The organism is Nocardia sputi (genome assembly GCF_023501985.1).
On sequence record NZ_JAMFLC010000004.1, the window covers coordinates 270,459 to 283,766 of the forward strand.

The following is a 13,308-nucleotide window of genomic DNA, read 5'->3' on the forward strand; positions in this document are numbered from 1 at the left end:
CGGCATGGCAAGTGCGGTCGCATGGTTCAAGTCATCACACTCGAATGACAGCACTGCCTGCGTCGAAGTCTGCTTCGACGGCGACCGAATCCTGGTTCGAGACAGCAAGTTCGCGGGAGTACCGGGGACATCCCCCGTGCTGGCGTTCACGCCGACGCAGTGGGCGGCATTCACAACGGCCATCCGCGCCGCGGAAATCACCTAGCGGCCCCACCACAGCGCGCCTCTCCCAGCCGACTCTCAGCTTCACTACACCGAAAACTCAGCTCCACCGGGAAGAGTGACCCCGTCGATGCGAAGCGATCCATCGACAGCCCTGCCGGTGGACAACTGCCCTGCCCACCATGAGAACCGGCCGGCGGCGCGCACCCTCGCGTGCGCCGCCGGCCGTTCGCTTTCGCCAGGGGCACCTGGCTGCGGCGAAACCCGAGTAGACGTCTCGGTGATGCGCCACTAGTGGAGGATCAGTGGTGGGGGCGTTCGATGCAGAATTCGTTGTTCTCGGGATCGCGGAGGGTGACCCAGCCGAGGCCATCGGGGGTTCGGTGGTCTTCGTGCAGGGTTGCGCCGAGGGCGAGGACGCGGTCGACTTCCTCGTCGCGGGTGCGTTCGGTGGGCATCCAGTCGAGGTGGACTCGGTTTTTCACCGCCTTTGGTTCGGGGACTCGGATGAACAGCAGGCCCGGGGTTCCTTCCGGTGCCTCCACGACGGCGTAGTCGTCGTCGGGTCCATTGGCCTGCGCCACCGGCCATCCGGTGACGGCGCTCCAGAACGACGCGAGGGCGAAGGGGTCGGAACAGTCGACCGTCACATGTCGAATGATCATTCCCTCATCTGATCACGCGGTGGGCCGGTGATGAAGCGGCACGCGCGATCAGGCGAGGAGGCGGAGGAAGTGCTCGACTTCCGCCTGCACGGCGGCGCGGGCGGGGGTGAGGTACTTGCGTGGGTCGGAGAGGTGGGAATCGTATGCGAGGCAGGCGCGGACGGCGGCTGTCATCCGAATGTTCAGGCGGGTGGCGATGTTGATCTTCGTCATGCCGTGGTCCACGGCGTCGCGGAGACCTCGATCCGGGACGCCGGAGGAGCCGTGCAGCACCAAGGGGACGGGAACCTTCGCCGCCAGGTGGGCGATCAGGTCGTTGTCGAGTGCCGCCGTGCGGGTGTGCATGGCGTGCGAAGAGCCGACGGCCACCGCCAGTGCGTCGACACCGGTGGCGCTCACGAACTCGACGGCTTCGTCGGGATCGGTGCGCACCCCGGGTGCGTGCGCGCCGTCCTTGCCGCCCACCGCGCCGAGTTCGGCTTCGACGTGCACCCCGCGCTCATGGCACCAGGCCGCGACCTCGGCGGTGGTCGCGAGGTTGTCGGCGTAGTCGAGGGCCGAGCCGTCGTACATGACAGAGTGGATACCGAGATCGACCGCGGTGCGCACCAATTCGGCGCTGGTGGCATGGTCGAGATGAACCGCGACGGCGGCGTCGCTGTCGGCGGCGATGCGCAGGCATGCGAGTGCGAGGGGCGCGATGCCGCCGTGATAGATCGCCGTGTTCTCCGAAAGTTGCAAGACCACTGGTCTTTTCGCCGACTCCGCTGCTGCGGCGATCGCCTCGGCATGCTCGAGGGTGATCACATTGAACGCGCCGAGCCCACCCGGCCGGGCCGCGGAGATCAGATCCGGGATCGAGGTCAGTGGCATAGTTCGCGCTGCCCTTCGGCCTCCGCTGGAGGCTCGGTGTGGTCGGCGGTGGTCATGGGAGCGCTTTCTGTGGTTCGGGTAGATCCAGTTGTTCGACCTGAACGGTCGGGGCCAGTCGGGTCCGCAGACAACGGTCGATCTCACCGGCCACCGGGACCACCACGGCCGCCGCGGAGGTCGCCACCGCGTCGGCGAGCAGCGCGGGCCAGTCCGTGCTCGATGCGGATGCCAGGGCGGCGATCACCGCCGCCACCGCCGCATCGCCCGCACCGGTGGGATTCCCGGCGAGCGGTTCGGGCAACGCCGCCGACCACGCGCCGTCAGCGGTCACCGCGGTGATTCCCTCCGTCCCGCGCGTGGCGATCACGGCCCGGACTCCGTTCTCGATGAGCGGGTGCACGGCGGTGACGATCTCGTCCGCGGACGCGGGTTCCGCGCCGGTGAGGCGTTGCAGCTCAGCCGCGTTCGGCGTGAGCACGATGCCCGGTACCTGGGCGGCCAAGCGCAGTGCCTCGCCGTCGACGTCACAGATGGTGGGCACATCGGCCGCGATGGCGTTGCGCGCGATCTCGGCGGGCAGCGCGGGTTCGATGCCGCCCGGCAGCGACCCGGAGATGACCAGCCCGGCGATGTCGGGGAGCATGCCGGCCACCCGGACGGCCAACTGCTCGGCGGCATGCGGATTGGAGACCCGCGCGCCCGGCTCCCACAGCGCGGTGGCGGTCCCGTCGTCGGATTCGCTGATCACCACGGTGCGGCGCACCCAGGGCAGCGCGTGCACGAAGTCGACCGGCAACTCCAGTTCGGCGGCGGCCGCGAAGGCGTGGTCGGAGAATCCGGTAGCCCTGGCGTACCTGCCGAGCTGGTTCAGCACCCGGGTCACGTTGATGCCCTTGCCGCCGATGCGCTGCTCCACCGACCGGACCCGATGCGCCTGCCCGCGTTCGAAGCGTTCGACGCGATAGGTCATGTCGTACGCGGGATTCATTGTCACGGTGAGGATCACCTCAACCACTGTCCACGTCTGAGCACCCTGCGCAAGTGGAGATTGTCACTGGCTGTCAGAATGTCGGCGAAGTGGCCGGGCCGCAGGTCACCGACGTCGGCGAGCCCGAGCGCGGCGGCCGGAACCGAGGTGGCCGCGCACACCGCCTCCCGCAGCCCGACGCCGGATTCGCGCACCGCGCGCGCGAGGCACTCCAGCAGGGTGCTGACTCCGCCCGCGATCGACCCGTCGGCGATGCGCGCCACCCCGTGCCGCACGGTCACCGGCTGCGGACCGAGCTGGTACTCGCCGTCGCCGAGTCCGGCCGCCTGCATGGCGTCGGTGACCAGCGCGACCCGCCCCGGCGCGGTCGCGAACACCAGCGCGGCGAAGCCCGGATCCACGTGCACGCCGTCGCCGATCAGCTCCACGATCGCGTCCCCGGCGGCCGCGGCCACCAGAGCCGCCGCCACCGGACCCGGGTGCCGGTGATGCAGCGGTGGCATGCCGTTCGCCAGGTGCGTCACGATGCTGCCCGATCCGTGCGGGCGCAGGGCATTACGAAAAGCCCGGTAGTCGGTGTCGCTGTGGCCGAGCGCGACCACCACCCCGTTGTCGGTCAGCCGCTGCGCGACGGCCGCGTAGCCGGGGCGCTCCGGCGCGAGCGTCATCGCCCGCAGGTGTGGGCCTCCGGCGGCCAGCAGTTGCTCGGTCAACCCGAGATCGGGGTCGCGCAGGAAACGCGGATCCTGTGCTCCGCATCGCGCCTCGGAGAGGAAAGGCCCCTCGACATGGATTCCGCCGAGCACGCCTTCCTCGGCGAGTTCGCGCAGGGTGGCGGTCTGCGCCACCATCTCCGCGCCGGGGCCGGTGACCACGCTCGCCACCACCGTGGTCGAGCCGCGCGCATGGTGCGATTCGGCCGCCATCCGCGCGTACGTGCTGTTCACGGTGTCGAACCGGTACCCGAATCCGCCGTGATTGTGAATGTCCACAAGCCCCGGCAGCACGGTGCCGGAAAATGGCGGCTCAGGTAAATCGGGATGCGTCGCGCGCCATTGCCTGAACGACCGGACCGCCTCGATCCGGTCTCCGGAGACCAGGACGACGCCGTCGTTCAGCGTGACGCTCGCCGAGACGATGCGTCCGCGAATCAGTTCGGTGTACGGCGTCATGTCAGTGCCCCTCGGCGGGCGAAGAGGGCGGCGCCCGCCAGCCCGGCGCGGGCGCCGAACTCGCCGAGCACCACTCGCGGTGCGGGGACCAGGCGGAGCCGGTCCGTCAGCGCCCGGTGCAGTGGGGCGGTCAGCGCCGTGCCCGCTCCGGCGAGGCCGCCGCCGAGGACGACCAGTTCGGGACAGGCGGCGTGCACGATGCCGACCAGCCCGTCGGCGAGCGCCTCGACCGCGTCCTCGACCACGGCGGCGGCGTCGGGGTCGGTGGACATGAGGGCGAAGACCTCGGCGGCGCCGGTCGTCTCCCGTCCGGTGCGGCGGGTGTAGGCGCGCGCGATGGCCGCGCCCGACGCGACCGTCTCGACGCAGCCGGTATTGCCGCACGGGCAGGGCAAGCCGCCCGCGCGCCGCACCGGCACGTGCCCGTACTCGCCGACCTGCCCGTAGCTGCTGCGCACCAACCGCCCGCCGACCGACAGCGTCCCGGAGATACCAGTGCCGAGAATGACGACGCACACGTTCTCGTGGCCCTGCCCGGCGCCGTACTTCCATTCCGCCCAACCGGCCACGGCGACATCGTGTTCGATCAGCGTCGGCACGCCCCAGCGCTCGGTGAAGCGATCGCCCACATGCACGTCGCGCCAACCGACGTTGCTGCTGAACACCGCGATCGAGCGCGTGGTATCGACGATCCCCGGCAGCACCACCGCCGCGCGGCGCACCCGGCCGCGGTCGGATTCCGGCAGTTCGGCCAGCAACCGCTCGCCGAGCTCGCCCATCGCGTCGAAGGCGACCGGACCGTGGGGCGTGGCGACCGAGCCCATCGCCAGAGCCGCGCCTTCGGCATCGGTGACCTCGCCTTTGATGGTGGTTCCGCCGACATCCAGTCCGAGCACGAGCGCCTCGCCCGGTAGCGGCGCGGTGAGCGTCGTCGTGCCGAGCACGGTCGTGGCCCGCCCCGAGCCCGAACGCCCGGTCGGCTCGTCGCGGCGCGAGTTGGTCTCAGGGGTGCGCGGCCCGGCCACGGACGCACCAGAACCCGCCGGTGTCCTCGGCTGTTCGTTTCCCATGCTCGGCAGAGTAGTTCGTGGCGAACCCTGGGCCAGGGTGCGCGCGGCCTGGCCACGACCGGTTCTCACCGCACGTGCTCGATCACGACTTCAAGACCACGGAGCGATTCAGGCCGCGCGGATGGTCCGGGTCCAGCCCCAGGTCGGCGGCACGCAGGACGCAGAGCCGGTGCACCCGCAGCAGATCAGCCATCGGGTCGATCTCGCGGTGTTCCAGGTGGGCGCCGGTGGCGGCGACATCGTCGGCGAATCCCGGCTCCAGCGGCCCGAAGGCCCAAACCGCCCGGCCCGGCGCCGAGATGGCGATGGGGCCGTGGCGGTACTCGGTCGCCGGATAGGCCTCCGTCCAGGACTGGCAGGATTCGCGCAGCTTGAGCGCCGCCTCGTCGGCGATGGCCGCCGCGAATCCCATGCCGACGAAGCTGATCTGCTCGGCGCCGCGTACCGCCGCCAGCGACTCGGCGGGCCGCTCGGCGAGCACGGCGCGAGCTTGGGCGATCACCGGCGTGAGGTCCTCGCCGAGGTGGCTGCGCAGGATGGCGAGGGTGGTGGTCGCGAAACGGGTCTGCACCACCGACCGCTCGTCGACCTGCTCGATGAGGATCGGATCACCCAGTTCGAGGACAGGTGTGCCGGGACTGGAGCAGATCACCGCGCGAGGGACGCGCGCCGGGATCGCCCGCATGGCGCGGATGACCTCGGTGGTGGTGCCGGAGCGGCAGATCACGAGGTAGCGGTCGTACTCCCGGGCCGGGACCGCGCTGGCTGGCCAGGCATCCGTGAGCCCCCGGCCCGCGCCCTCCCGCAGCGCCGCGATCGCCCGGGACATGAAATACGACGTGCCGCACCCGATCACGGCGACGCGCTCGCCCGGCTTCGGCAGTGCGGCGTGATGATCCGCGGCGATGGTGGCGGCGTGCGTCCAGTCGTCCGGCTGGGTCGCCACCTCGGTGGCCAGATGTGGTTCCGGCGTGTGGTCGGCAGGCGTAGGCACCTGAACAGCTTCGCTCGAGTGATCGTTCATGTCAAATTTACGATCAAATCGGTCACATATGATCACCATCCGGGCTAGATTGAGGCGCACGGACGGTGTGTCCTCCCATCATCGGCGGCTCCGCTGGCGCCGGGTGGGTAAATCTGAAAGGTTCTGCTCGTGAAAAGACCATTCCACCGCGTGCTTGCCGGAGTCGCGATGGTCACCGGCCTCGCGCTGACCCTCTCGTCCTGCGGGTTCGGTCCGAAGAATGCCGCGGACTCCGACACTACGATCAATCTCCTGGCCCCCGCCTACAGCGACGGCGCCACGGGCACCAAGGCGCTGTGGGACGGCATCATCGCCGAATTCCAGAAGCAGAACCCGGGCATCACGGTGAATTTGCAGATGGAATCGTGGAACTCGATCAACGACGTGGTGCGCACGAAGCTCCAGTCGCAGGCGACCACCCCGGACATCCTCAACATCGACGCCTACGCCAGCTTCGCCGCAGACGGCTTGCTCTACCCGGCCACCGACATCGTCTCCGCGCCGGTGCTGGCGGACATCCAGCCGGCCTTCGCGCAGAACGCGTCGCTGAACGGCACCCAGTACGCACTGCCGTTGTTCGCCTCCACTCGCACCCTGTTCTACAACACCGAATTGTTCGACAAGGCGGGCATCGTCCGGCCGCCGAAGACCTGGGCCGAGCTGACCGACGTGGCGAAGAAGATCCAGGCGCTCGGCGGCGGCGTCTCCGGGTACGGGCTCCCACTGGGTAGCGAGGAGGCGCAGGGCGAGGCCTCCATCTGGACCTTCGGCGCGGGCGGCTCCTGGGCCGACGGCGACCGGATCACCGTGGACACCCCGGAGAACCTGGAGGGTGTGCGGGCCATGCGTGAACTCATCGATGCCGGCGCCACTCAGCCGAATCCGGGCGCGACCGACCGCAAGGACGTGATCAACGCCTTCATCCAGGGCAAGATCGGCATGATCGAAGCGCTGCCGCCCACCATCGGCCAGATCACCGCGAAGAACCCCGGCCTGCGCTACGCGACCGCGCCGTCGCCGACCAAGACCGGCAACCCGGTGACGCTGGGTGTGGCCGACCACCTGATGGCGTTCAAGAAGGACGGCGCGAAAGCCGAGTCGATCAAGAAGTTCCTCGACTACTTCTATTCGGCCGCGGTGTACGCGAACTTCGTCAAGCACGAGGGCTTCATCCCGATCACGCACAGTGCCGCCGCCGCGCTCGCCGATGACCCCGTGACGAAAGCGTTCGCCGCCACGCTCTCGGTGGCACGGTTCTACCCGAGCAACAACCCGAAATGGGCCGCGGCTCAGGGCGCCATCCGCCAGCAGATGGGCACGATCGGACAGGGCGCGGACCCGGCTCAGGTATTGCGTCGCATCCAGGAAGCCGCGAACTGACGTGCGGCGCAGGGGATTGCCGGCGGCGTTGCCGTGGATCGCGCCTTCGCTGGTCCTGATCGCGGGCATCGTCGCCTTCCCGGCCTGCTACATGGTGTGGACCAGCACCAGGGACCTCACCGCCTACGGCCAGGACCGCGGCAACGCCGGACTGGCCAACTACCGGACCCTGTTCGCGATCTCGGAACTCGGCTCGGTGTTTGCCCACACGGTGGTCTGGGTGGTCGGCGTCGTGCTGCTCACCCTGGTGCTGTCCGCGGCGCTGGCCCAGTTCCTGCACAAGGACTTCCCCGGCCGCACCGCCGTGCGGATGGCGATCCTGGTGCCGTGGGCGGCGTCGGTGGTGATGACGACGACGATCTTCTACTACATGCTCGACCCGGACGTCGGCATCGCGAACCGGTTCCTGGTCGACATCGGCCTGCTCGACCGCGGTTACGGCTTCACCAAGCAGCCGGCACAGGCGTTCCTCGTGGCGATGGCCGTCGCGGTATTCGTCTCGGTGCCGTTCACGACCTACACGATTCTGGCCGGGTTGCAGTCGATCCCGGCGGAGATCGAGGAGGCGGGGCGGGTCGACGGCGCGAGCGCGTGGCAGCGCTACCGCTATCTCACGTTGCCGCAGCTGCGTCCGGCGATCGCGGTGGCGACCATCATCAACATCATCAACGTGTTCAATTCGCTGCCGATCCTGCAAGTGATCACCGGCAGCATCGCCGGGTTCTCGGCGGACACCACCACGACGCTCACGTTCAAGCTGATCCGGCAGAACCAGCAGGTCGACACCGCCGCCGCGATGAGCGTGCTGAACTTCGCGCTGATCGTCGTCGTCATCGCGATCTACGTCCGGCTGGCCCGCCCGACCCGGGAGGTCGACCGATGACGACGCGGGTGCGGGTACGCGAGCAGGTGCCCGTGGCGCCGGTCGCCGCGGCCGAACCCGCGCGGCGGGAGCGACGGCGCTGGGAGCTCACCGCGGTCGGCGTGGTGCTCGCCGCGGGGTTCCTGCTGCCTTTCGTCGTGATGGTGCTCGGGTCGTTGAAGAGCGGAGCCGAGATCCTGCGCATCCCGCCGACGTATCTGCCGCAGTCCTGGCATCCGGACAACTACACGACGATGTGGGACACCCCCGAGACGCCGCTGCCGTTCAATCTGGCCAGCACGATCATCATCACCGTCTGCGCCACCGCGCTGGTGCTGGCCGTGGCGATACCGGCGGGGTACTACACCGCCCGGCACCGGTTCCCGGGTCGCGGAGTGTTTCTCGGTGTGGTGCTGGTGACCCAGATGTTGCAGCCCACGGTGCTGGTCACCGGGTTGATCCGCGAGTTCTTCGCGCTCGGCATCAACGACACCTGGCTGGCCATGATCCTGGTCAACGCCGCGTTCAACTTGTCCTTCGCGGTGTGGATCCTGCACAGCTTCTTCGCCGCGATCCCGGTGGAGATCGAGGAAGCCGCGATGCTCGACGGACTCGGCCGCTGGCAGACGCTGGTGCGGGTGAGCCTGCCGCTGGTCTGGCCCGGCATCGTCACGGCGACGATCTTCGTCGCGGTGGCGTGCTGGAACGAATTCGCCGCCAGCCTGGTCGTGCTGACCACGCCGGAGAATCAGCCGCTGTCGGTGGCGCTGACCAAGTTCGTCGGCCAGTACGACACCGCCTGGCAGTACGTGTTCGCGATCTCCACCGTCGGCATCATCCCGGTGGTGCTGCTGTTCGCTGTCATCGAGAAGCGTCTGGTCGCCGGCTTGACGGCGGGCAGCGTGAAATAGTTCGGGCACGATCGATTCCGTTGCCGCCCATGGCGGAAACGTCCGGCGACATGGTCGCGTGTCTACCGTTCAGCGCGCTGACGAAAGGTAGCCGCGCGGTAGCATCGAACGGTGACACGGCGGGATCACCGACCCAGAGACGGTCGCAGCTACGGCGGACTGTCCAAGCAACAGCGGGTTGCCCAGCGGCAGACCCGGCTGATCGACGCCGCTCTCGAACTATTCGGCACCCAGGGTTACGCGGCCACATCGATCGAACGCCTCTGCGCCGTGGCGAATGTCTCCACGCGCAGTTTCTACGAGGACATGGGCAGCCGCGAGGCACTGCTCATCGCCCTGGCCAATCGCATCACCTCCCGTGCGCTGGAATGCGCGATCGCGGCACTGGCGGCCACCGAGAACGAGCCCCTGCCCGCGCGCGTGGTGGCGAGTTTCCGCGCGTATCTGAGCGTCACGTGTGCCGACGCCCGGTGCGCGCGAGTTTGCTATGTGGAGATCGTCGGCGTCAGCGCCGCGGTGGAGGAGTGGCGCAGGCAGCAGCGCCGCTTGCTCTCGGCGTTGCTGATCAGCGAGGCCGAACGCGCCGTCGGCCGCGGCGAGACCGGCCCGCGGCGTTTCGATCTCTTCGCGCTGGCGGTGATCGGCGCGGTCACGTCCCTGGCCCAGGAATTGGTGCACAGCACCGCCCCGGACGCGACAGTGAGTCTGGACGAAATCTGCGAAGAAATCGCCTATTTCGTGAACTCCGGTCTGTCTCTCACAGGGGCCGATGTGCCCAGGGGAGACGGGGCCGGACGCTTTTCCCACCCACCGACGCTCCGGTCGAGGCCCGCGGTCGAGGTCGATGTGCCTTGAGCCGACCCGGCTCGGCACCGGCCGCAGGCAATCTTCGCGGTCGGCGCGTGCGTGTGGTCATATTGTTCGCGTGCTCGCCGAAACAGCAGGTCCCCCGTGCGAGCGGGGCGGTGTGAGATGACCGGGTCGACGGATCGACCGCAACGGTGGAACCGGTTGCTCGAGCTGCTCGCCGAGTCCGGTCGGCTCTCGGTGGAGGAGGCCGCCGAGCGGCTCGGCGTGTCCGCCGCGACGGTGCGCCGCGATTTCACCGCGCTCGCCGAGCAACAGCTGGCGACCCGGACGCACGGCGGTGTTGTGGCCACCTCGGTGGCCTACGACCTGCCCGCCCGCTACCGGCAGAGCGCGGGCGAGGCCAAGCAGCGCATCGCCGAGCACGCCGCATCCCTGGTCGATCCGCACGCGGTGGTGGGGATGAACGGCGGCACCACCACAACGGCGGTGGCCAGGGCGCTGGCCGGGCGCACCGATCCGGATTCGTCGGGGGACGAGCAGCTGACCATCGTCACCAACGCGCTGAACATCGCGGGAGAGATGGTGCTGCGGCCGCACATGCGCACCATCGTCCTCGGCGGAGTGGCGCGGCGGGAGTCCTACGAGCTGCACGGGCCGCTGGCCGAACGGGCGCTGGCCGAATTGCGGCTCGACGAGCTCGTGCTCGGGGTGAACGCGATCTCCGCCGAGGGCGGCGCCCAGTGCAGGCACATCGACGAGGCCGGGGTGACCACCGAGATGGTGCGGCGTTCCGGGCGGGTGCTGGTGGTGGCCACCGGAGACAAGCTCGAACGCACCGCCCTGGCTCGCATCTGCGGCATCGAGCAGGTGCACGTGCTGGTCACCGACACCGACGCCGATCCGGTCGCGGTGGAGAAGATCCGAGCGGCGGGCGTGCGGGTCGACGTGGTGTAGCGGAGCCGGATACGGGACGCTGCCCGTTTTCCGGCCTACTCCGCGGTGGCGGGCGTCAGCGGCCGCGGGGTCTCGGCGTCCGGCCGCATGCCGCGTGTCCAGACGAGGAATCCCCAGGCCACGAAGCCCGCGTAGACGAAATACAGCGCGGCCGAGGGGTAGTAGTCCGCGCGCACCAGCAGCGGGATGCCGACCAGGTCGACCGCGATCCAGATCAGCCAGAACTCGGCCAGCCCGCGGGCCATGCCGTAGGTGGCCAGAACCGAGCCGGTGAAGATCCACGCCTCGGCCCACGGACCGTAGGAACCGAGCCACTCGAAGAGCTGGGCGAACACCACCGTGCCCACGAGCATCGCCGCCACGAGCACGACGCGTTCGCGCGTCCTTGCCCAGCGCGGGTCGACGCCGCGATGCTCGAGCCCGGTCTCCCGCGCCGCGTGGCGGTACCAGCTCCACCAGCCGTACACGCTGACCGCGACGAACATCAGCTGGCGTCCGGCCTGCCCGGCCATGTTCAGCTGCTGAGGGGTGTGGAAGACGCCGCCGACGAACACGGTGAACAGCAGGGCGTTCCCGGCGATGCCGACCGGCCAGGCCCAGACGCGCCGCCGCATGCCGCCGATCGCGGAGGCCAAGCCGAAGCCGTTGCCGATCACTTCGCGCCAGAGGATCTCCGAGCCCGCGATGTGCAACTTGGCGTCGAGCAGCGTGAGGATCGGGTTCACCTGTCGTGCAACCCGCGGCGGGCCGTTTCTCATCCGGATCGGATCGCCGCGATTCGAAATCCACCTCGCGGCCGCGGTGCGGACCTTAACGATTGCGCAATCTGGCGGCGCGATTCGCAATATAGGTGCAATGGCGTGCTCCTAGGGTGGCCGTCATGAGCACGGACAGCGCCGCCGCCGGGGGAACCGGAATTCATCTCAGCGGATTGACCAAGACCTTCCGGGTCGGGCGGAAAACCGTGCAGGCATTGGCGAGCGTCGATCTGCACACCGAGCAGGGTGCCTTCCTGTCGCTGCTCGGTCCTTCCGGCTGCGGCAAGTCGACCGTGCTGCGCATTCTCGCCGGGCTGGAGACGCCGACTGCGGGCAAGGCGCTGATCGACGGCGCGACCCCCGCCGAGCTGCGCGGACGCCACGCGCTGGGCATCGCTTTCCAGGATTCGGCGCTGTTGCCGTGGCGTTCGGTGGAATCGAATATCAAGCTGCCGCTGCAAGTCGCGGGCATCACGCCGGAGGCGAATCGGATCGATGACCTGATCCGGCTGGTGGGGCTGGAAGGGTTCGAGAAGGCCAAACCCGCGCAGTTGTCCGGCGGTATGCGCCAGCGTGTCTCGATCGCGCGGGCGCTGGTGGTGCAGCCGGCGGTGCTGCTGCTGGACGAACCGTTCGGCGCACTCGACGACATGACCAGGCAGCGGCTCAATCTGGAGCTGCTGCGGATCTGGACCGAGAAGCCCGCGACCACGCTGATGGTTACGCACGGCATCGCGGAGGCGGTGTTCCTGTCCGACGTGGTGGCCGTGATGAGCCCGCGGCCGGGACGGGTGCTGGAACTGGTCGAGATCGATCTGCCGCGCCCGCGACTGCCGGAGATGATGCGCACGCCGGAGTTCCACAAGTTGCACGACTACTTGTCGGAGCTGCTGTTCGGGACCTCGGGGAAAGGAGGGGTGGCATGAAGCGCTTCGGTGGTGCGCTCGGCGTTCTCGGACTGGTCGCCGTGTGGTGGGCTCTGGCGGCGTTCGAGGTCGCGGGCGGCACCATACCCAGCCCCTGGCGAGTGCTGCACACCATGTACACCGACGGATGGGATCTGTACGGCCCGAATTTCCGGATCACCGCCCTCGGCGCGCTGCAAGGATTCGTCTGGGGCAACGGCCTGGCCATCGCGCTGGCAATCCTGATCGTGCTGATCCCGCCGATCGAGTCGCTGGCCACCCAGCTGGCGATCCTGAGCTACTGCACTCCGTTGCTCGCGCTGGGCCCGATCATCCTGGTCGTCTTCGGCGGACGCACCCCGACGGTGTTCCTCGCCGCGATGTACTGCTTCTTCACCACCATGGTCGGCACCGTCACCGGTCTGCGCTCGGCCGACCGGACCAGTCTGGACCTGGTGCGCGCCTACGGCGGCGGCCGCTGGCAGCAGTTGTCCCGGGTGCGGGCGGTTTCGGCGTTGCCCAGTACCTTCGCGGCGTTGAAGATCGCCGCGCCCTCGGCCGTGCTCGGCGCGATCATCGGCGAGTATCTCGGCGGCGTGGACAGCGGTATCGGGGTGGCGCTGACCGCTGCGCAGACGTCCTACAACGTGCCGCGCACCTGGGGTATGGCGCTGGCCGCCGCGGCGCTGGCCGGACTCGGGTACGCGTTGGTAGCCTTGGCCGCCCGGATGGCCGCTCCGTGGACCGCGCAGGAGGCGCGATGAAAAGCCATGC

The 13,308-nt window shown here is 69.1% G+C and carries 15 protein-coding genes; 8 read left to right on the top strand and 7 right to left on the bottom strand.

What is annotated here, in order from left to right; all coding sequences use genetic code 11:
• Positions 1–4: 4 nt before the first annotated feature.
• Complete coding sequence (locus tag M8859_RS08340) at positions 5–205, top strand: DUF397 domain-containing protein (RefSeq protein WP_159921626.1); 201 nt, start codon at positions 5–7, stop codon at positions 203–205.
• Between the two features lie 259 nt (positions 206–464).
• Here M8859_RS08340 and M8859_RS08345 read toward each other — a convergent pair whose 3' ends face one another.
• From M8859_RS08345 to M8859_RS08370, 6 genes are all read right to left on the bottom strand, one after another.
• Complete coding sequence (locus M8859_RS08345; RefSeq protein WP_236565320.1) at positions 465–812, bottom strand: VOC family protein; 348 nt, start codon at positions 810–812, stop codon at positions 465–467.
• A 63-nt stretch (positions 813–875) separates the two neighbouring features.
• Complete coding sequence (locus M8859_RS08350; protein WP_159921622.1) at positions 876–1,700, bottom strand: class II fructose-bisphosphate aldolase; 825 nt, start codon at positions 1,698–1,700, stop codon at positions 876–878.
• Positions 1,701–1,752: 52 nt separating this feature from the next.
• Entirely contained in the window at positions 1,753–2,694 is a 942-nt protein-coding gene (locus M8859_RS08355; RefSeq protein ID WP_255466133.1) for a hexose kinase, read from the bottom strand.
• A gap of 8 nt (positions 2,695–2,702) precedes the next feature.
• Complete coding sequence (locus M8859_RS08360) at positions 2,703–3,860, bottom strand: N-acetylglucosamine-6-phosphate deacetylase (RefSeq protein ID WP_159921618.1); 1,158 nt, start codon at positions 3,858–3,860, stop codon at positions 2,703–2,705.
• Positions 3,857–4,930, bottom strand: coding sequence for an ROK family protein (locus M8859_RS08365; protein WP_195069634.1), 1,074 nt, complete (start codon positions 4,928–4,930; stop codon positions 3,857–3,859). Before M8859_RS08365 ends, M8859_RS08360 begins: the two co-directional genes overlap by 4 nt.
• 82 nt (positions 4,931–5,012) lie before the next feature.
• Complete coding sequence (locus M8859_RS08370) at positions 5,013–5,924, bottom strand: SIS domain-containing protein (protein WP_159921614.1); 912 nt, start codon at positions 5,922–5,924, stop codon at positions 5,013–5,015.
• Between the two features lie 159 nt (positions 5,925–6,083).
• On the opposite strand from M8859_RS08370, the gene M8859_RS08375 reads away from it, so the two are divergent.
• The 5 genes from M8859_RS08375 (at position 6,084) to M8859_RS08395 (ending at position 10,871) form a co-directional block, all read left to right on the top strand.
• Positions 6,084–7,334: an extracellular solute-binding protein gene (locus M8859_RS08375; protein WP_249644070.1), complete on the top strand. Its 1,251-nt coding sequence runs from the start codon at positions 6,084–6,086 to the stop codon at positions 7,332–7,334.
• 1 nt (position 7,335) lies between these two features.
• The gene (locus tag M8859_RS08380; protein WP_195139158.1) at positions 7,336–8,217 is read left to right on the top strand and encodes a carbohydrate ABC transporter permease; all 882 of its coding nucleotides are present in this window, start codon (positions 7,336–7,338) and stop codon (positions 8,215–8,217) included.
• A complete protein-coding gene (locus tag M8859_RS08385; RefSeq protein ID WP_159921610.1) occupies positions 8,214–9,107 on the top strand; it encodes a carbohydrate ABC transporter permease in 894 nt (297 codons plus the stop codon). Before M8859_RS08380 ends, M8859_RS08385 begins: the two co-directional genes overlap by 4 nt.
• Positions 9,108–9,218: 111 nt before the next feature.
• Positions 9,219–9,962, top strand: coding sequence for a TetR/AcrR family transcriptional regulator (locus M8859_RS08390; RefSeq protein WP_249644071.1), 744 nt, complete (start codon positions 9,219–9,221; stop codon positions 9,960–9,962).
• Between the two features lie 117 nt (positions 9,963–10,079).
• Positions 10,080–10,871, top strand: coding sequence for a DeoR/GlpR family DNA-binding transcription regulator (locus tag M8859_RS08395; RefSeq protein ID WP_195069630.1), 792 nt, complete (start codon positions 10,080–10,082; stop codon positions 10,869–10,871).
• A gap of 35 nt (positions 10,872–10,906) precedes the next feature.
• Here M8859_RS08395 and pnuC read toward each other — a convergent pair whose 3' ends face one another.
• Positions 10,907–11,596 carry a nicotinamide riboside transporter PnuC gene (gene pnuC, locus M8859_RS08400; protein WP_249644072.1) on the bottom strand — a complete coding sequence of 230 codons (690 nt, stop codon included), beginning with the start codon at positions 11,594–11,596 and terminating at the stop codon, positions 10,907–10,909.
• Between the two features lie 155 nt (positions 11,597–11,751).
• On the opposite strand from pnuC, the gene M8859_RS08405 reads away from it, so the two are divergent.
• Both M8859_RS08405 and M8859_RS08410 read left to right on the top strand, forming a co-directional pair.
• Entirely contained in the window at positions 11,752–12,555 is an 804-nt protein-coding gene (locus M8859_RS08405; protein WP_159921602.1) for an ABC transporter ATP-binding protein, read from the top strand.
• Complete coding sequence (locus M8859_RS08410) at positions 12,552–13,298, top strand: ABC transporter permease (RefSeq protein WP_159921600.1); 747 nt, start codon at positions 12,552–12,554, stop codon at positions 13,296–13,298. The genes M8859_RS08405 and M8859_RS08410 overlap by 4 nt, the downstream gene beginning before the upstream one ends.
• The last annotated feature ends 10 nt before the right edge of the window (positions 13,299–13,308 follow it).

Bases quoted from the DNA above. Each gene is read 5' to 3' on its own strand.
- M8859_RS08365 (WP_195069634.1), bottom strand. From the start codon at position 4,930: ATGGGAAACGAACAGCCGAGGACACCGGCGGGTTCTGGTGCGTCCGTG.
- M8859_RS08360 (WP_159921618.1), bottom strand. From the start codon at position 3,860: ATGACGCCGTACACCGAACTGATTCGCGGACGCATCGTCTCGGCGAGC.
- M8859_RS08385 (WP_159921610.1), top strand. From the start codon at position 8,214: ATGACGACGCGGGTGCGGGTACGCGAGCAGGTGCCCGTGGCGCCGGTC.
- M8859_RS08405 (WP_159921602.1), top strand. From the start codon at position 11,752: ATGAGCACGGACAGCGCCGCCGCCGGGGGAACCGGAATTCATCTCAGC.
- M8859_RS08395 (WP_195069630.1), top strand. From the start codon at position 10,080: ATGACCGGGTCGACGGATCGACCGCAACGGTGGAACCGGTTGCTCGAG.
- M8859_RS08340 (WP_159921626.1), top strand. From the start codon at position 5: ATGGCAAGTGCGGTCGCATGGTTCAAGTCATCACACTCGAATGACAGC.
- M8859_RS08410 (WP_159921600.1), top strand. From the start codon at position 12,552: ATGAAGCGCTTCGGTGGTGCGCTCGGCGTTCTCGGACTGGTCGCCGTG.
- M8859_RS08350 (WP_159921622.1), bottom strand. From the start codon at position 1,700: ATGCCACTGACCTCGATCCCGGATCTGATCTCCGCGGCCCGGCCGGGT.